Source organism: Streptomyces sp. NPDC018833 (genome assembly GCF_044390825.1).
Classification (GTDB): Bacteria; Actinomycetota; Actinomycetes; order Streptomycetales; family Streptomycetaceae; genus Streptomyces.
This window is the reverse complement of sequence record NZ_JBIRZM010000004.1, coordinates 88,838-106,853: the sequence shown is the minus strand read 5'-3', so window position 1 is coordinate 106,853 and position 18,016 is coordinate 88,838. Positions and strand designations below refer to the sequence as shown.

Annotated in this window: 14 protein-coding genes; 9 read left to right on the top strand and 5 right to left on the bottom strand. The window is 70.6% G+C overall.

From position 1 onward, the window contains the following. Nucleotides 1-27 precede the first annotated feature (27 nt). Nucleotides 28-1,053: an adenosine deaminase gene (locus ACH5AF_RS10230; RefSeq protein ID WP_398901452.1), complete on the bottom strand. Its 1,026-nt coding sequence runs from the start codon at nucleotides 1,051-1,053 to the stop codon at nucleotides 28-30. Between the two features lie 112 nt (nucleotides 1,054-1,165). Between ACH5AF_RS10230 and ACH5AF_RS10225 the strand changes: the two genes are divergently transcribed. Next, entirely contained in the window at nucleotides 1,166-1,912 is a 747-nt protein-coding gene (locus tag ACH5AF_RS10225) for a DUF4190 domain-containing protein (RefSeq protein ID WP_398901120.1), read from the top strand. A gap of 93 nt (nucleotides 1,913-2,005) precedes the next feature. On the opposite strand, the gene ACH5AF_RS10220 is transcribed toward ACH5AF_RS10225, so the two are convergent. Next, nucleotides 2,006-2,554 (bottom strand): NADAR family protein, encoded by a 549-nt coding sequence (locus ACH5AF_RS10220; RefSeq protein WP_398901119.1) that lies wholly within the window; start codon nucleotides 2,552-2,554, stop codon nucleotides 2,006-2,008. 175 nt (nucleotides 2,555-2,729) lie between these two features. On the opposite strand from ACH5AF_RS10220, the gene ACH5AF_RS10215 reads away from it, so the two are divergent. The 7 genes from ACH5AF_RS10215 (at nucleotide 2,730) to ACH5AF_RS10185 (ending at nucleotide 11,951) form a co-directional block, all read left to right on the top strand. Beyond that, complete coding sequence (locus ACH5AF_RS10215; RefSeq protein WP_398901118.1) at nucleotides 2,730-4,247, top strand: gamma-aminobutyraldehyde dehydrogenase; 1,518 nt, start codon at nucleotides 2,730-2,732, stop codon at nucleotides 4,245-4,247. A 74-nt stretch (nucleotides 4,248-4,321) separates the two neighbouring features. Further along, the gene (locus ACH5AF_RS10210) at nucleotides 4,322-5,569 is read left to right on the top strand and encodes a PotD/PotF family extracellular solute-binding protein (RefSeq protein WP_398901117.1); all 1,248 of its coding nucleotides are present in this window, start codon (nucleotides 4,322-4,324) and stop codon (nucleotides 5,567-5,569) included. A gap of 43 nt (nucleotides 5,570-5,612) precedes the next feature. Then, complete coding sequence (locus tag ACH5AF_RS10205) at nucleotides 5,613-6,764, top strand: ABC transporter ATP-binding protein (protein WP_398901116.1); 1,152 nt, start codon at nucleotides 5,613-5,615, stop codon at nucleotides 6,762-6,764. Next, nucleotides 6,761-7,693, top strand: a complete 933-nt coding sequence (locus tag ACH5AF_RS10200; RefSeq protein WP_398901114.1) for an ABC transporter permease — start codon at nucleotides 6,761-6,763, stop codon at nucleotides 7,691-7,693. Before ACH5AF_RS10205 ends, ACH5AF_RS10200 begins: the two co-directional genes overlap by 4 nt. Continuing rightward, entirely contained in the window at nucleotides 7,693-8,490 is a 798-nt protein-coding gene (locus tag ACH5AF_RS10195; protein WP_398901113.1) for an ABC transporter permease, read from the top strand. The genes ACH5AF_RS10200 and ACH5AF_RS10195 overlap by 1 nt, the downstream gene beginning before the upstream one ends. Nucleotides 8,491-8,520: 30 nt before the next feature. Continuing rightward, nucleotides 8,521-9,933 (top strand): NAD(P)/FAD-dependent oxidoreductase, encoded by a 1,413-nt coding sequence (locus tag ACH5AF_RS10190; protein ID WP_398901111.1) that lies wholly within the window; start codon nucleotides 8,521-8,523, stop codon nucleotides 9,931-9,933. Between the two features lie 215 nt (nucleotides 9,934-10,148). Continuing rightward, nucleotides 10,149-11,951, top strand: a complete 1,803-nt coding sequence (locus ACH5AF_RS10185) for a chitinase (protein ID WP_398901110.1) — start codon at nucleotides 10,149-10,151, stop codon at nucleotides 11,949-11,951. Here the strand turns inward: ACH5AF_RS10185 and ACH5AF_RS10180 are convergent. The 3 genes from ACH5AF_RS10180 to ACH5AF_RS10170 form a co-directional block, all read right to left on the bottom strand. After that, a complete protein-coding gene (locus ACH5AF_RS10180; protein ID WP_398901109.1) occupies nucleotides 11,902-12,720 on the bottom strand; it encodes a phosphatase PAP2 family protein in 819 nt (272 codons plus the stop codon). The genes ACH5AF_RS10185 and ACH5AF_RS10180 overlap by 50 nt on opposite strands. Before the next feature lie 113 nt (nucleotides 12,721-12,833). Continuing rightward, nucleotides 12,834-14,168 (bottom strand): 4-aminobutyrate--2-oxoglutarate transaminase, encoded by a 1,335-nt coding sequence (gene gabT / locus ACH5AF_RS10175; RefSeq protein ID WP_398901108.1) that lies wholly within the window; start codon nucleotides 14,166-14,168, stop codon nucleotides 12,834-12,836. Nucleotides 14,169-14,745: 577 nt separating this feature from the next. Further along, nucleotides 14,746-15,597, bottom strand: a complete 852-nt coding sequence (locus ACH5AF_RS10170) for an RNA-guided endonuclease InsQ/TnpB family protein (RefSeq protein ID WP_398901107.1) — start codon at nucleotides 15,595-15,597, stop codon at nucleotides 14,746-14,748. A 161-nt stretch (nucleotides 15,598-15,758) separates the two neighbouring features. Here ACH5AF_RS10170 and ACH5AF_RS10165 point away from each other — a divergent pair, with 161 nt between their 5' ends. Then, complete coding sequence (locus tag ACH5AF_RS10165; protein ID WP_398901106.1) at nucleotides 15,759-17,930, top strand: ATP-binding protein; 2,172 nt, start codon at nucleotides 15,759-15,761, stop codon at nucleotides 17,928-17,930. Nucleotides 17,931-18,016: the final 86 nt, after the last annotated feature.

Sequence of the window (18,016 nt, the reverse complement as noted above, 5' to 3'; positions counted from 1 at the left end):
CGTTGCCCACCGGGCCGCCGTCGCCGTTCAGCGGGCGGGCCACGCGGCCGTGTACGCGTCGATCTCGGCGGCGATACGGGACTTGCCGGCCGCGTCGAGGAACGAGGCCGCCACGGCGTTCTTCGCCAGGTCGGCCAGCCCGCGCTCGTCCAGGTCGAGCAGGCGGGCGGCGACCGCGTACTCGTTGTTGAGGTCGGTGCCGAACATCGGCGGGTCGTCGCTGTTGATCGTCACCAGCACACCGGCCGCGACCATCTCCGTTATCGGGTGCTCGTCGAGGTCGGCGACCGCGCGGGTTGCGATGTTGGAGGTGGGGCAGACCTCCAGCGGGATGCGCCGCTCGGCGAGGTGAGCGAGCAGCCTCCGGTCCTGCACCGAGCTCGTGCCGTGGCCGATGCGCTCGGCACGCAGGTCGGTCAGGGCGTCCCAGACGGTCTGCGGTCCGGTCGTCTCGCCGGCGTGCGGCACGGAGTGCAGCCCCGCGGCGATCGCGCGGTCGAAGTACGGCTTGAACTGGGGGCGGGGCACACCGATCTCGGGGCCGCCGAGCCCGAACGACACCAGTCCCTCGGGGCGCAGGTCCACCGCGAGCCGGGTGGTCTCCTCGGCCGCCTCGAGACCGGCCTCGCCGGGGATGTCGAAGCACCAACGGAGCACGACCCCCAACTCCCTCTCGGCTGCCGCGCGGGCGTCCTCGATCGCCGCCATGAACGCCTTCTCCTCGATGCCCCGGCGGGTCGAGCTGAACGGCGTGATCGTCAGCTCCGCATAGCGGATGTTCTGCCGCGCCATGTCCCGGGCCACCTCGAAGGTGAGCAGCCGTACGTCCTCCGGGGTGCGGATCAGGTCGACGACCGAGAGATAGACCTCGACGAAGTGCGCGAAGTCGGTGAAGGTGAAGTAGTCGGCCAGGGCCTCGGGGTCGGTCGGCACCTTGGAGTCGGGGTGGTGCGCGGCCAGTTCGGCGACGATGCGCGGGGAGGCCGATCCGACGTGGTGCACGTGCAGTTCGGCCTTGGGCAGCCCTGCGATGAAGGGGTGCAGATCGGTCATCGTGGTACCTCCGTGTGCCATGCGCCGCTCCTGGTCGGGGGATCATCGTAGGCGGCCGGTCCGGCCGGGGAGCGAGGTCGTAGCATGACCGGACCACCTATGGGGGAGATCCATGTCTGACAACCAGGGCAACCACGGCGGGCCGGCGGGCGCGCCCCAGCCGAACGACCCGTGGGCCCCGCCGGCCGGCGGGGCTCCGCAGGACAAGGTGCCGCTGGACAAACCGCAGTCCGCGCCCACGCCGCCGAGCGTGCACGAGCAGCAGACGGTCATCGGGATGCCCATTGCCGGACCCGGCGACACCGGCTCCGCGCCGCCGCCCCCGGTCGCGCCCGGCGGCCCCGCGCCCGCAGCGGGCGCCTACGGCTACCCGGCCGCCCCAAGCCTGCCCCAGCCCCCCGCCTCCGGCGGCTTCGGGGCCCCTTCGGAAGGCTTCGGCGCCCCCTCGGATCCGTACGGCGCCGCCTACCCGGGCTACGCCCCCTACGCCGGACCGACCCCCGGCTGGACGCAGACCCCGGCCAACGGCATGGGCATCACCGCGATGGTGCTCGGCATCCTGTCCGTGTGCCTGTTCTGCCTGTACGGGATCGTCGGCATCATCCTCGGCGTACTCGCGCTGATCTTCGGCATCCTCGGGCGCAAGCGTGCGCAGCGCGGCGAGGCCACCAACGGCGGCATGGCCCTGTCCGGCATCATCCTCGGCTCCATCGGCATCGCGCTCGGCCTGATCTTCATCGCCCTCCTCGCCTGGGGCATCACCACGGCGATCAACGAGGACAGGAAGAACAAGGACGACTACGACTACGACTACGACAGCTACTCCAACCACCTGGTCGTCGACGACACCCGCCGGTGACTCGGGCGGGCCCCGGTTCCCCGGGGCCCGCCATCGCGCCGGTCTCCGGCTGCACCGCGCCGGTCCCCGGCTCCACCGGCCCCGCCCCTGGCCCTACCCCCGGCCCCGCAGCTCCGCACGCGCCTCCATCAGCGCGAATCCGAGCAGATTGAGCCCGCGCCAGCGCGCGGGATCCTGCGCCCGTTCGTCGTCCGCGGCCAGCCCGATGCCCCAGATGCGGTCGACCGGACTCGTCTCCACGAGCACCCGCTCGCCGGTGCCCAGCAGGAAGTCGCGCAGTTCGGCGTCCTGGCCGAACTTGTGCACACTGCCGGTGCGCACGACATCGAAGCGCTCGCGCTTCCATATCGCCTCGTCGAAACCGCGCACCAGCCGCCCCGCCTTCTTCGCCTCGGCGGGGCTCTTCGCGTCAAGCGCCTTCCGCTCGGCCTCGGCGTCCCCGAACAGACGGGCCTTGTGCGCCATCATCCAGTGCTCCGCGGTCGCGTACCGCACGCCGTCGACCTCGAACGGCGAAGGCCACCACTGACTGAGGCAGCCCGCTCCGATGCGGCCGTCGCGGCGCGGCGAGTGGCCCCAGAAGTGCAGGTACTTGATTCGCTGTCCCTCGGCGGCAAGCTTGATCAGTTCTTCCGTCCCCATGCACGCGAGTCTGCCAGCCGCCACGGACAGTCCGTCGCGGGACAGGAGGGGTGACGCGACACAAGGTCGACCGATTCCGTCGCGTAACCAAAAGGCAACAACGGAATCCCTTGTTGCGCAGGTCACCCTCTGCCAGGATCAGCACTCAATTCACGCTGGGACAACGGAGAGCGTCATGGGCGACGATTACCGGATGCAGGACCGTTTCGCGGCCGGCACGCAGTACATCGGTGGACGACTTCGATCCGGCACCTCGGGCCGTACGCAGGATGTGATCGACCCGGCGACCGGCGAGAGAGTCCACAGCTACGAACTCGCGTCGGCCGCGGACGTCGACGACGCCGTGGCCGCCGCGCGCGAGGCACAGCCCGGCTGGGCGGGCGCCACCCCGGGCGAACGGTCCGACGCACTGCACCGGTTCGCGGGCGTGCTCGCCGAACGGGCCGAGGAACTGGCGCACACGGAGACCGTCCAGTGCGGCAAGCCGATCAAGCTCACCACCGAGTTCGACGTCCCGGGAACGGTGGACAACACCGCCTTCTTCGCCGGGGCCGCGCGCCACCTCCAGGGACAGTCGGCCGGCGAGTACAGCGGCGACCACACCTCCTACGTACGGCGCGAGCCCATCGGCACGGTCGGCTCGATCGCCCCCTGGAACTACCCGCTCCAGATGGCGGCCTGGAAGATCCTCCCGGCAATCGCCGCGGGGAACACCATCGTTCTCAAACCCGCCGAGATCACGCCGCTCACCTCGCTGCTGTTCGCCGAGGCGGCCGCTGAGGCCGGGATCCCCGCCGGCGTCGTCAACATCGTCAACGGCGCGGGCAAGGACGCGGGCGAGCACCTGGTCGGCCACCCGGACATCGCCATGACCTCGTTCACCGGCTCCACCGCCGTCGGCAGGCGTGTCGCGGAGATCGCCACCGCGAGCGTCAAGCGGCTGCACCTCGAACTCGGCGGCAAGGCCCCCTTCGTGGTCTTCGACGACGCCGACATCGAGGCCGCCGCCCACGGCGCGGTCGCCGGCTCCCTCATCAACTCCGGCCAGGACTGCACGGCCGCCACCCGCGCCTATGTGCAGCGGCCGGTGTACGACGCCTTCGTCGCGGCCGTCGCCGATCTGATGGCCACGGTCCGGCTCGGCGACCCCCTCGATCCCGCGACCGACCTCGGCCCGCTCGTCTCGCATCTCCAGCGCGACCGCGTGGCCGGTTTCGTCGAGCGGGCACGTGCCTACGCCACCGTCGTCACCGGCGGCGAGGCGCCCCAGGGAGACCTCGAACGGGGCGCGTACTACCGGCCCACCCTGATCACGGGCGCCGACCAGGACAGCGAGATCGTCCAGTCCGAGATCTTCGGACCGGTCCTGGTCGTGCTCCCCTTCGACACCGACGACGAAGCAATCGCCCTCGCCAACGACACCCCCTACGGGCTCGCCGCCTCCGCCTGGAGCCGCGACGTCTACCGGGCCGGCCGGGCGACCCGCGAGATCAAGGCGGGCTGTGTCTGGGTCAACGACCACATTCCGATCATCAGCGAGATGCCGCACGGCGGATACAAGGCATCCGGCTTCGGCAAGGACATGTCGGTGTACTCCTTCGAGGAGTACACGCAGGTCAAGCACGTCATGTACGACAACACCGCGATTGCCGGAAAGGACTGGCACCGCACGATCTTCGGGGACCGACCGTAACGACACGCGGCTACCGCCGCGTGGTGTCAGGCCGCGCGACCGGCGGCCGAACCCACCCGAAAGGGCAGAGCGTCATGGAGCAGTACGAATCCGAGCGCCTCTCGGCGGCGCAGATCGCCGCGATGCGTCGCAGCATGACCAACGGGCGGGGTGCCCTCTCCCGCCGTTCGCTGCTGCGCGCTTCCGGCATCGGCGCACTCACGGTCGGCGGCACCGGCCTGCTGAGCGCCTGCGGCATCCCGCCCGCCAGGCGCGAGGCCGGAGCCGAGGGTTCAACGGACTACTCGGACAAGGAGAAGCGGCTCACCTTCTCCAACTGGACCGAGTACATGGACATCAGCGAGGACGAGAAGAGCCGTCCGACCCTTCAGGAGTTCACCCGGCGGACCGGGATCACGGTCAAGTACACCGAGGACATCAACGACAACGTCGAGTTCTTCGGCAAGATCCAGCCGCAGCTCGCGGCCGGGCAGGACACCGGGCGCGACCTGATCAACGTCACCGACTGGCTGGCCGCCCGGATCATCCGGCTGGGCTGGGCGCAGAAACTCGACGCGTCGCTGCTGCCGAACGCCTACGCCAACCTCTCCCAGCAGTTCCGCAGCCCCGACTGGGACCCGGGCCGCGCCTACAGCTACCCGTGGACCGGCATCCCGACCGTCATCGCCTACAACATCAAGGCGACCGGCGGCCGCAAGGTCGACTCCGTCACCCAACTGCTCGACGACCCCCGGCTCAAGGGCCGGGTCAGCTTCCTCACCGAGATGCGCGACACGGTCGGCATGACCCTTCTCGACATGGGCAAGGACCCCGTCAAGGTCACCGACGCCGACTACGACGCCGCCCTCGGCAGGCTCCAGAAGGCCGTCGACAGGAAGCAGATCCGCCGCTTCACCGGCAACGACTACACCTCGGACCTGGACAAGGGCGACATCGCCGCCTGCATCGCCTGGGCAGGCGACCTCATCCAGCTCCAGGTCGACAACCCCGACATCCGCTACACGATCCCCGCCGCGGGCTACATGACGGCCACCGACAACCTCCTGGTCCCGGCTCACGCACGGCACCGGAAGAACGCCACCCGGCTGATCGACTACTACTACGAACTCCCGGTCGCGGCGAAGCTCGCCGCGTACATCAACTACGTGACGCCGGTCGCCGGAGTCGCCCCCGAACTGGCGAAGATCGACCCCGAGCTGGCCAAGAACCCGCTGATCATCCCGGACGAGGCCATGGCGGCCAAGTCCCACTCCTTCCGCTCGCTCGACAGCGCGGAAGAGACGGCGTACGAGGAGAAGTTCGCCAAGCTCATCGGTGCCTGACCTACACGTCCTGACGACCCGACACCACCTGGGACCGCGACCCATGACTGAAAAGACAGAGGGCGGCGACGTCCGCCTCTCCGGGATCAGCAAGACCTACGGCTCCTTCACCGCCGTCCACCCGCTCGATCTGACCGTCCCGCAGGGCTCCTTCTTCGCGCTGCTCGGCGCGTCCGGCTGCGGCAAGACGACCACGCTGCGCATGATCGCCGGCCTGGAGGAGCCCTCCACCGGCACCGTCTCGCTCGGCACCCGCGACGTCACCGGCCTGCCGCCCCACAAGCGCCCGGTCAACACGGTCTTCCAGAGCTATGCGCTCTTCCCGCACCTGAGCATCTACGAGAACATCGCCTTCGGCCTGCGCCGCCGCGGCGTGAAATCCGTGCAGCAGCAGGTCGGTGACATGCTCGACCTCGTCCAGCTCGGCGACTTCGCCCAGCGCAAGCCGCACCAGCTCTCCGGCGGCCAGCAGCAGCGCGTCGCCGTCGCCCGCGCGCTGATCAACCACCCTCAGGTCCTCCTGCTCGACGAGCCGCTCGGCGCGCTCGACCTGAAGCTGCGCCGCCAGATGCAGCTGGAGCTCAAGCGCATCCAGACCGAGGTCGGCATCACCTTCGTCCACGTCACCCACGACCAGGAGGAGGCCATGACCATGGCCGACACGGTCGCGGTCATGAACCGCGGCCGGGTCGAGCAGCTGGGCGCACCCGCCGAGCTCTACGAGAACCCGCGCACCACCTTCGTCGCCAACTTCCTCGGCACCTCCAACCTCATCCAGGCCGAAGTCGTCGACAGCAGTGGCGGCGAGGTCGTCGTCACCGCGGGCGGGGGCAAGCTGCGGCTGCCCGCCGGACGCTGCCCCGACGCCGTGCGCTCCGGTGGCAGGCTGCTCGTCGGCGTCCGCCCCGAGAAGATCTCGCTCACCCCCGCCGAAGGGGCGGACTCCGTCGCCGCCGGCCGGAACGCCGTCACCGGCCGGATCGTGGACTCCTCCTTCATCGGCGTGTCCACGCAGTACGTGGTGGAGAGCCCGGCCGGCAAGGCACTCGAGGTCTACGCGCAGAACGTGGAGCACCGGGCAGGACTCGTACCCGGCGCGGAGGTCGTCCTGCACTGGAACCCCGAGCACACCTTCGGGCTGGACGCCGCCCAGGACATCGCGGCGGGCGTCGAGACGGTGGAGGAGACGCCATGACCGTCACCGAGGCGTCGCCGCCCGCCGCCCCGGCACCCGCCGAACCACCCGTCCACAAGACCTCCCTTCGCCGCCGGCTGATCCCGTACTGGCTGCTGCTGCCGGGCCTCGTGTGGCTGTTGGTCTTCTTCGCGCTGCCGCTCGTCTACCAGGCCTCGACCTCCGTGCAGACCGGCTCCCTGGAGGAGGGCTTCGAGGTCACCTGGCACTTCGCGACCTACTGGGACGCGCTGACCGAGTACTACCCGCAGTTCCTTCGGTCGCTGCTGTACGCGGGCACGGCCACGGCCCTGTGTCTGCTGCTCGGCTATCCGCTCGCCTACCTGATCGCGTTCAAGGCGGGCCGCTGGCGGAACCTGCTGCTGGTGCTGGTCATCGCTCCCTTCTTCACCAGTTTCCTGATCCGTACGCTCGCCTGGAAGACGATCCTGGCCGACGGCGGACCGGTGGTGGAGGTCCTGAACGCCGTCGGGTTCCTCGACGTCACCAGCTGGTTCGGGATGACCGAGGGCGACCGCGTCCTCGCCACACCGCTCGCCGTCGTCACCGGTCTGACGTACAACTTCCTTCCCTTCATGATCCTTCCGCTGTACACGTCGCTGGAGCGGATCGACCCGCGGCTGCACGAGGCGGCCGGGGACCTGTACGCGAGGCCCGCCAAGGTCTTCCGCAAGGTGACGTTCCCGCTGTCCATGCCGGGCGTCGTCTCCGGAACGCTGCTGACGTTCATCCCCGCGAGCGGCGACTACGTCAACGCCGAACTTCTGGGGTCCACCGACACCCGCATGATCGGAAACGTCATCCAGTCGCAGTTCCTGCGGGTGCTCGACTACCCGACGGCGGCGGCGCTGTCGTTCATCCTGATGGCGGTCGTGCTGGTCACGGTCACCGTCTACATCCGCCGGGCCGGAACGGAGGACCTGGTCTGATGCGTTGGATAAGGCGCAACCTCGTGGTGGTGGCGGGCCTGCTCACGCTCGCGTACCTGATCGTGCCGAACATCGTCGTGATGGTGTTCTCGTTCAACAAGCCGGCCGGCCGGTTCAACTACTCCTGGCAGGAGTTCTCCACGGACGCCTGGAAGGACCCGTGCGGTGTCGCCGACATGTGCGAATCGCTCACACTGTCCCTCCAGATCGCCCTGTGGGCGACGGTCGGGGCGACCGTCCTGGGCGCGATGATCGCCTTCGCGCTCGTGCGCTACCGCTTCCGGGCCCGGGGCACGGTCAACTCGCTGATCTTCCTGCCCATGGCGATGCCCGAGGTGGTCATGGCCGCCTCACTGCTCACGCTCTTCCTCAACCTCGGTGTGCAGCTGGGCTTCTGGACCATCCTCATCGCCCACACCATGTTCTGCCTCAGCTTCGTGGTGGTCGCCGTCAAGGCACGCGTGATGTCGATGGACCCGCGTCTGGAGGAGGCGGCCCGTGACCTGTACGCGGGACCGGCCCAGACCTTCCTGCGGGTCACCCTGCCGATCGCCGCGCCCGGGATCGCGGCCGGCGCGATGCTCGCCTTCGCGCTGTCCTTCGACGACTTCATCATCACCAACTTCAACTCCGGAAACACCGTCACCTTCCCCATGTTCGTGTGGGGTTCGGCCCAGCGCGGTACACCGGTGCAGATCAACGTCATCGGTACGGCCATGTTCGCCGTCGCCGTACTGATCGTCCTCACCGGCCAGATCGTCAGCACGCGGCGCAGGAAGGCCGCGCTGCCCCAATAGGCCCCCGGGCCCGAAGAAGGAGTGGAAACCATGGCCCCGGCCGCCATGCCCTTCGCCCCGTCCCTCGCCGACGCCCGGCCCGTCCCCTTCTGGCTGGACGACCCCGGCAGGCCCGGCGCCCGGCCCGCCCTCACCGGCACCGAACGCTGCGACCTCCTCGTCGTCGGCGGCGGCTACAGCGGACTGTGGACCGCGCTGCTCGCCAAGGAGCGCGACCCCGGGCGGGACGTGGTCCTGATCGAGGGCCGCGAAGCGGGCTGGGCCGCCTCGGGCCGCAACGGCGGCTTCTGTGCCGCCTCCCTCACCCACGGCCTCGGCAACGGACTCGCCCGCTGGCCGCGGGAGCTCGGGCGGCTGGAGGAGCTCGGGGCACGCAACCTGGACGCGATCGAGGACGCCGTCGCCCGCTACGGGATCGACTGCGACTTCGAGCGCACCGGCGAGATCGACGTGGCCACCGAGCCACACCAGCTCGCCGAACTGCACGAGCTGCACCAGGAGGCGACCCGGCTCGGCTTCGGCGGGCTGCAGATGCTCGACCGGGACGCCGTGCGCGCCGAGGTGGACTCGCCGACCTTCCTCGGCGGTCTGTGGGACCGCGACGGCGTCGCCATGCTGCACCCGGCCAAGCTGGCCTGGGGGCTCAAGCAGGCTTGCCTCGGCCTCGGCGTCCGCATCTACGAGAACACCCGGGGACTTCAACTCGCTCCGTCCGGGCCGGGCATGGCCGTACGCACCCCGTACGGCCGTGTCCTGGCCCGGCACGTCGCACTCGGCACCAATGTGTTCCCGTCGCTGGTCAAACGGGTTCGCCCGTACACCGTCCCGGTCTACGACTACGCGCTGACGACCGAACCGCTGAGCAGCGAGCAGCTCGCCTCCGTGGGCTGGAAGCGCAGGCAGGGACTCGGCGACAGCGCCAACCAGTTCCACTACTTCCGCATCACCGCCGACCACCGCATTCTGTGGGGCGGTTACGACGCGGTCTATCCGTTCGGCGGACGGCTCGACCCGGAGTTGGACCACCGGCCCGAGACCTACCTCAGGCTCGCCGGCCACTTCTTCCACTGCTTCCCGCAATTGGAGGGCATCCGGTTCAGCCACGCCTGGGGCGGTGCCATCGACACCTGCTCGCGGTTCGCCGCGTTCTTCGGCACCGCGCACGGCGGAAGGGTCGCCTACGCCGCCGGGTACACCGGTCTCGGCGTCGGCGCGACCCGGTTCGGCGCCGACGTGATGCTCGATCTGCTGGCCGGCGCGCGCACCGAGCGCACCGAGCTGAAGATGGTGCGCAGCAAGCCGCTGCCGTTCCCGCCCGAGCCGGTCGCCTGGGCCGGTATCGGGCTCACCAAGTGGTCGCTGGCCAGGGCAGATGCCAACGGTGGCCGGCGCAACGCGTGGCTGCGGACGCTGGACCGGCTCGGGCTCGGCTTCGACAGCTGAATCCCCATGGCCCACGGACGGCTCCGGAACTCTCGACAACGCTCGCTGCCGGCGCTCGCGATACCAGGTGGCGGCAGGCATTCCGCGTGGCGAAAGGGAACGGGACGGACGAGGACAGTGAGGGCGGAACGTGCCACAGGTCTTGACAACCGTATTGGTCTGGACCATGTTGTGCGCGCCGCCCCACTCCGAATCCCCCATGCCCGGAGGCAGTTGTGGACCGTACCGGATTCAAGGCTGCCCTCGTGGCAGTCGCGCTCGCCGCCTCAGGACTCCTCGCCACGGCCCACTCCGCGACCGCGGCCGACACCGAACTCGCCCGCAACGGGGGCTTCGAGGCCGGCCTGACCGGCTGGAGCTGCACCGCCGGCAGCGGGGCTGCGGTCACCTCGCCCACCCACAGCGGCACGTCCGCCCTCAAGGCCACCCCGGCCGGCAACGACAACGCCAGGTGCTCGCAGACCGTTTCCGTCAAACCGAACTCCGACTACTCGCTCAGCGGTTGGGTGCAGGGCGGTTACGTCTACCTCGGCGCGTCCGGCACCGGTACCACCGACGTCTCCACCTGGACCGGATCGGCGACCAGCTGGCAGCAGCTCTCGACCTCGTTCCGCACCGGCCCCTCGACGACACAGGTGACCGTCTACACCCATGGCTGGTACGGCACCTCCGCCTACCACGCGGACGACATCTCGCTCGTCGGCCCCGGCGGCGACCCCGCCACCGTCCCCGCGGCACCCACCGGCCTGCGCGCCGGAGCTCCGGGGACGACGTCGGTACCGCTTGACTGGACGGCGTCGTCGGGTGCGACCGGCTACCACGTCTACCGCGACGGCACCCGGGTCGCCACCGTCACCGGCACCTCGGCCACCGTCGGCGGGCTCACGGCGTCCACCACGTACAGCTTCCGGGTCTCCGCGGTCAACGAGGCCGGGGAGTCGCCGAGATCCGCCGCCGCGAGCGCGACCACGGCCCCCGGTGGCAGTGGCGGCGGCGCGGACCTGCCCGCCCACGCCCTCGTCGGCTACCTCCACGCGAGCTTCGCGAACGGCTCCGGCTACACCCGCATGTCCGACGTCCCCGACTCCTGGGACGTCATCAACCTCGCCTTCGGCGAACCGACCTCCGCCACCTCCGGCGACATCCGCTTCGGCCTCTGCCCGGTCGCGGAGTGCCCGAACGCCGAGTCCGCCGCCGACTTCAAGGCCGCGATCAAGGCCAAGCAGGCCGCCGGCAAGAAGGTCCTCATCTCCATCGGCGGGGCGAACGGCCAGGTCCAGCTGGCCACCACGGCCGCGCGTGACGCCTTCGTCTCCTCCGTTTCGAAGATCATCGACGAGTACGGGCTCGACGGCCTGGACATCGACTTCGAGGGCCACTCCCTGTCCCTGAACACCGGCGACACCGACTTCCGCAGCCCGACCACGCCCGTCATCGTCAACCTCATCTCGGCGATCAGGAACCTCAAGGCCAAGTACGGCTCCGACTTCGTCCTGACCATGGCGCCGGAGACGTTCTTCGTCCAACTCGGGTACCAGTACTACGGCTCAGGCCCGTGGGGCGGCCAGGACCCCCGCGCCGGCGCGTACCTCCCGGTCATCCACGCCCTGCGCGACGACCTCACACTGCTGCACGTGCAGGACTACAACTCCGGCCCCATCATGGGACTGGACAACCAGTACCACTCCATGGGCGGCGCCGACTTCCACATCGCCATGACCGACATGCTGCTCACCGGCTTCCCCGTCGCGGGCGACCAGAGCAAGGTCTTCCCGGCGCTGCGCCCCGAGCAGGTCGCCATCGGCCTCCCGGCCTCCACCCAGGCCGGCAACGGCCACACCGTCCCGGCCGAGGTGAACAAGGCGCTGGACTGCCTGACGAAGAAGACCAACTGCGGCTCCTACACCACCCACGGCACCTGGCCCGCGCTGCGCGGCCTGATGACCTGGTCGATCAACTGGGACCGCTTCAACCAGTGGGAATTCTCCCGGAACTTCGATGCCTACCGGTGGAGTTGAGCACCAGCAGCACCACGCCGAACAGGCACCAGCTGCCGAGGACGTCCAGCGGCCAGTGGTAGCCGCGCAGCACGAGCCCGATGCCCGTCGCCACCGTGAGCACCACGGCGACGGGCATCGCCCATCGCCGGCGCAGATACGGGGTGACCAGCAGCGCGGCACCGCAGTAGGCGACCGTCGCGGTCGCGGTGTGCCCCGACGGATACCAGCCCGTGCCCGGCTCCAGCGGTCCCGGACGGGCGATCCACACCTTGAGCGGAATGACCAGCGCGGGTACCGCCGCCATGGCGAGCACGGTGGCCAGTGCGGGCCGCCACCGCCTGCCGCGCCACAGCGTCCATGCGACGGCGGCGGCGAGCACGGGAAGGGCGACGGCCATGCTGCCGAGATCGGCGAGCGGTTGGGTCAGCGCGTCGGGCACATCCCGGAAGACGGCACGCCCCAGGCGTTCGTCCGCCCTGCGCAGCGGTCCGTGCGCGGCGACCTGCCAGGTGATCAGCGCGAAGAGCGTGCCGCACAGCGCGAGCGCGGCGGCCCGGGAACGCCGAGAGGCCGACCGCATCGGAACAGGGGGGGTGGTCCCGATGCGGTCGGCCGGACCGGTTTGCCGCACGCCCCGGGGGGTTTGGGGCGAGCGGCCATCCGATCGGTGAGGAGTTCCGGAGCGTGAGGCTCCAGCGGTGTGCGCGGTGGCACGACCCGGTCGGGGCTGGGGAGGCTCCGGTCCGGGGTCGCCCGCGGTCGCCCGCGAGCTGGATGTTTCTTCCATCTGCGGAAACCGTACGGCAGAGGCAGGGGGGACCGACAGACGGATTCCCATCCCGCCATCGGCCCCCCACAGCTTCTTCACAGAGCCGCTCCGTCCTTCCGGATCGGTCCTGGTCAGATGCCTGCGAACGCCTGCTCGATGATGTCCAGACCCTCGTTCAGCAGGTCCTCGCCGATCACCAGCGGGGGCAGGAAGCGCAGCACGTTGCCGTACGTGCCACAGGTGAGGACGATCAGGCCCTCGGCGTGGCAGGCCTTGGCGAGCGCGCCGACGGCCTCGGCGTTCGGCTCCTTCGTCGCCGGGTCCTTCACCAGCTCGATCGCGATCATGGCGCCGCGGCCGCGGATGTCGCCGATGATCTCGTACTTCTCCTGCATCGCGGCGAGGCGGCCCTTCATGACCTCCTCGATGCGCTTGGCCCTGGCGTTGAGGTCGAGCTCCTTCATCGTCTCGATCGAGCCGAGGGCACCGGCACAGGCCACCGGGTTGCCGCCGTACGTGCCGCCGAGGCCGCCCGCGTGCGGGGCGTCCATGATCTCGGCACGGCCGGTGACGGCGGCGAGCGGCAGACCGCCCGCGATGCCCTTGGCGGTGGTGATCAGGTCCGGGACGATGCCCTCGTCCTCGCAGGCGAACCACTGGCCGGTGCGGCAGAAGCCGGACTGGATCTCGTCGGCGACGAAGACGATGCCGTTGTCCTTGGCGAACTGCGAGATCGCGGGCAGGAAGCCCTTGGCCGGCTCGATGAAGCCGCCCTCGCCGAGGACCGGCTCGATGATGATCGCGGCGACGTTCTCGGCGCCTACCTGCTTGGAGATCTGGTCGATGGCCTGGGCGGCGGCCTCGGGACCGCAGTTCTCCGGGCCGGTGGGCCAGCGGTAGCCGTAGGCGACCGGGACGCGGTAGACCTCGGGCGCGAACGGGCCGAAGCCGTGCTTGTACGGCATGTTCTTGGCGGTGAGCGCCATGGTGAGGTTCGTCCGGCCGTGGTAGCCGTGGTCGAACACGACGACGGCCTGGCGCTTGGTGTACGCGCGGGCGATCTTGACGGCGTTCTCGACGGCCTCGGCGCCGCTGTTGAACAGCGCGGACTTCTTGGCGTGGTCGCCCGGGGTCAGCTCGGCGAGCGCCTCGCAGACCTCCACGTAGCCCTCGTACGGGGTGACCATGAAACAGGTGTGGGTGAAGTCCTGCAGCTGGGCGCTCGCCCGGCGCACGACGGCCTCGGCGGAGGCGCCGACCGAGGTCACGGCGATGCCGGAACCGAAGTCGATGAGGCGGTTGCCGTCGATGTCCTCGATGATCCCGCCGCCCGCACGGGCCGTGAAGACGGGCAGCACGGAACCCACACCGCCGGCGACCGTGGCCGTACGGCGGGCCTGAAGCTCCTGCGACTTCGGGCCGGGGATGGCGGTGACGACGCGGCGCTCCTGCGGGATTGCGGTCATGCGGGGCTCCTGGGGGTGTATCCGGACGCTTGTTGTCTTTCTCCGCAGGCTAGGGGCCGGGGAGGGATGGCGGCATGCGCCGTTCGGGAGTATTGGGGGTGTGTCGTTGTCCTCGACGGCCATAGTCGCGCCTCCGCGCGGGCCCGCGGGGCGCGGGCGCGAGGCGGTGGGGTGTGGTCCCCGGGCGTTGCGGGGGCCGGTGGCCGCTGCGCGGGGTCTCCCCCACCCCGCCCCTTCCCGAAACGGGGCTCCGCCCCGGACCCGGTTTCAGCTGGCTCCTCCCGTGCCCCCGCGCCTCGATCACCTACGGGGCTGGACTGGCCCACCACCGATTGAGTACACCGCCCGGCGAGCGGCACCCGGTCCGGAGGGAGCCCGCACTCGGCGGACCGCACATCGGTACAGCGGCGAGGGCCCCACCCGCGCCCGCCCCATCGGCGGAAGCGAAGGTGAGGCTTTGGGGCAAGGGGACGCCATACGGAACAACCGGGCCCACGCCAGGAAGCGTGGACCCGGTCCGCCGCCCGCCCAACGGCTTACGCACTAGATTGGTCGTGCACAGAACGGGCCTGGCTGGTCAGGGGGCAGCGGTTTCGTGACTCCACCCACGACTGAAGTCGCGGGCTTCCTGCGTCGCTGGCTGAGCAGCGTCGCAGAGGGCCAGCCCGGCCCTGCTGAGTACGTTGAGCGCGCCGACGTGGTCGGCGTTGGCGACGCGGCCGCACTTGACGCACTCGAACTTCGTTTGGGTGACGCGGTTCTCCTTGGCGACGTGCCCGCATGCGGGGCAGGTACGGGAGGTGTTGCGGGCTTCCACCGGGATCACACGGCGACCGGCACTCTCAGCCTTGTTCGCCAGGATTCCCAGGAACAGCCCCCAACCCGCGTCAAGGACGTCGTCGCAGGCAAGGACGGCGTACGAGCGGTGGCCCTCCCGCTTCACCGAGACGGTCTTCACCCGGCCCTTGACGTGCCGGTGCCGGTGCACCCGCACGTGTCCAACACCTTGCAGCCGGACGCGGGTCACCACCGCATCGTGTGGGGTGGAATCCCACCGACAACCGTCCCCGTCCCTCGGGAAGACGACGGTGTCGAAGTGCCCGACCCCCTTGAACCTGGGGTACCCCGGGGTCTGCCCGGACTTCACACGGCGGAAGAACGCGGCGAACGCCGTATCCAACCGCCGCAAGGTGGCCTGCTGCGAGGAAAACGACCACTGCCCCTGACGCTCCGGATCGAACGCCCGGATCTCCTTGAGCTGCGCGGACTGGTCACCGTACTTGATGCTCGTCTTCGTCACGTGCCGGTAGGCATCCCGGCGTTCCTGCAGCGCCCCGTTGTAGAGCGAGCGGTGATCCCGCAGCATCTCGCCGAGTGCCTGGGACTGCCGGGCGGTGGGCCGCAGCAGGAATTCGTACGCGCGCAACACCGCGGCCCACCCCTGATTTCATCCTCTCAAAGCTGATGCCGTCACTCTATTGGCGGCCACTGACAATGCAGCGGACCCTGCCGCTTCCAAAAAACGGCCCGCTCCAAGGATTCGATTTCCCTACCGGTCAAAATCCGGTGGCCGCCTCGAAAGAAGGTCTGATGGAATCCGAAGGCACATTCGACGCACGCGGCACACGAGCCAATCCCGTGCCCCGTCCGGCCGGTCCGCCGCCCGAGGCACCTGCCGGAGCGTCGCCGGAGCCGGCCCGCGCCGAGTGGCCCGACGCTCCGTCGTCCCACACCCCGTCCATGCCGCCGGGCACGCCGGCCCTGCCGGGACACGCGCCCACGACCCGCCCCGCCGTGCTGGAGTGGCTGCGCACACCGCGGCCCCAGGCCGAGCCCGGCATCTGGCGTCTCGGCCACCGCCGGCGCCCCGACGAGGAGCCCGAACTCGTCCCGGCCAGGCGCCTGTTCTCCGGCGCGCTCATCTCCCTGCTCACCGGCTGGCTCCTGTGGTCCCTGCTGTGGAACGGCTACCTCGGCCGCTACTGGCTGTGGCCCCTCCTCGCACTCACCCCCGACTCGTGGCGCGCCGACGCCACCACCTGGGCCAACGCCAGTTACGTGTACTACGCGATCGTCGGCGGCGGCATGCTGGTGTTCTTCGCCCGCATCGGCCATGTGCCCGAGATCTGGCACCGCTACGTCGTCCGCCGCCACAAGCCCGCCCCCTCCGTGCCCGCGCCCGCGGCCGACCCCGCCGACTGGCCCGAGCTGCGCAGCGCCGGCCTCGACGACGCGGCCGCGCGGCTGGGCGAAGCCGCCCGGTCCGGGGCCCTCGGTGACGTCGACTACGCCCGTATCCGGCGCGCCTGGCAGGGCGTCCACGCCCGGCCCGAACGGCTCGCCGCCTTCGCCGACACCGTGCGCAGGCACGGGCCCGCCGCCTGCGCCCACCCCTCCGGCCTGCGGGACCTGCCCGTGCGCACGGCCACCCACGATCTCGTCACCGGGCAGGTCAAGATCGGCACCGTCGTCGACGACAGCCGCAACCCCTACGCCCGGCGTACCACCGGCGTGGCCCTGGAGCCCGCGTTGCTCGGGACCTCGCTGCTCGCCGTCGGGCCCTCCGGTTCCGGCAAGAGCGTGCGGCTCGTGCGGCCCGTCGTCGAGTCGCTGTGCCTGCTCGCGCTCGCCAACCGGGCCGCCGTCGTCGCGGTCACCGCCTACGGCGCCGCCGTCGCACCGGACGGCGACTTCGACCTCGTCATCTCCGTGGGCCGGGCGGGGACCACCCACGATCTCGACCTGTACGGCGGGGCCGACGACCCCGACGAGGCCGCCCGGATGCTCGCGGAAGCGCTCGTCGGCGACCTCGCGGCCGGTCTCCCCGGCGGCGACAGCCGCCGCGCCGCGACCGCGCTCGCCCAGCTCATCGGCCCCTACCAGTGCGTCCACGGCCACTTCCCCGCCGTCCCGGAGCTGCGTGAACTCCTCGGTGGCGCGCCCTCGGCCCTGGACGAGCTGCGCTCCGCGCTCCGGGCCGCGGGCGAGGCCTCCCAGCTCCGCGAACTCGACGCACGCGAACGGCAGTCGGCGCGGGGCGACGACATCGGCGTCCTGCTCGCCGAGCGGATCGCGTTCCTGGACCGGCCCGCCTTCGCGGACTTCTTCCGCACCGACGGCGGTGCCCGGCAGTTCTCGCTGCGTTCCATCGAGCACCCGCTGCGGGTCCGTATCGACCTTCCGGAGCGCGGCCACGCCGAGGCGTCCCGGATCATCGCGCGGCTGGTGCTGGCCCAGTTCACCGAGGCCGCGCTCGCCCGCACCGACCGCTCGCTGTTCGCCTGCCTGGTACTCGACGACGCCTCGTACACGGTCACCGCCGACTCGGTGCGCGCGGTGCAACGCCTGCGTACCGCCAACGCGGGCGTCGTTTTCGCGCTGCGGACGCTGGAGGACGTGCCGGAAGCGCTGCGCGGCCCGCTGCTCGGCGCGGTCGGCTGCCGTATGGCGTTCGCCGGGCTCGCGCCCTGGGACGGCGGGCACTTCGCCGAGACCTGGGGCACCGAGTGGGTCCAGACCCGGGACGTCACCAACCGGCAGATCATCTCCGACGAACCGTTCACCAAGGCCCTGCACATGATGCGCCGCCTGGTCACCGGCCGGGCGGTCACCGCGGAGGCGGTGACCGTGCGCGAGGTCGAGCGGGCCCGCTGGTCGGCGTCCGACCTGGCGCACGGGCTGCCCGCCGGACACGCGGTCCTGTCGCTGACCAGCGTCCGCGGCGAGCACGCGCCGCCCCTCCTGGTCGATCTGCGGACCTGAGCGGCTCCCCGGACTGCTACGACCTGGCAGAATCGAGGTAGGTCGTTCATACGGGACGGCGAAATCCCGCACCTCTGCTCGAAGGG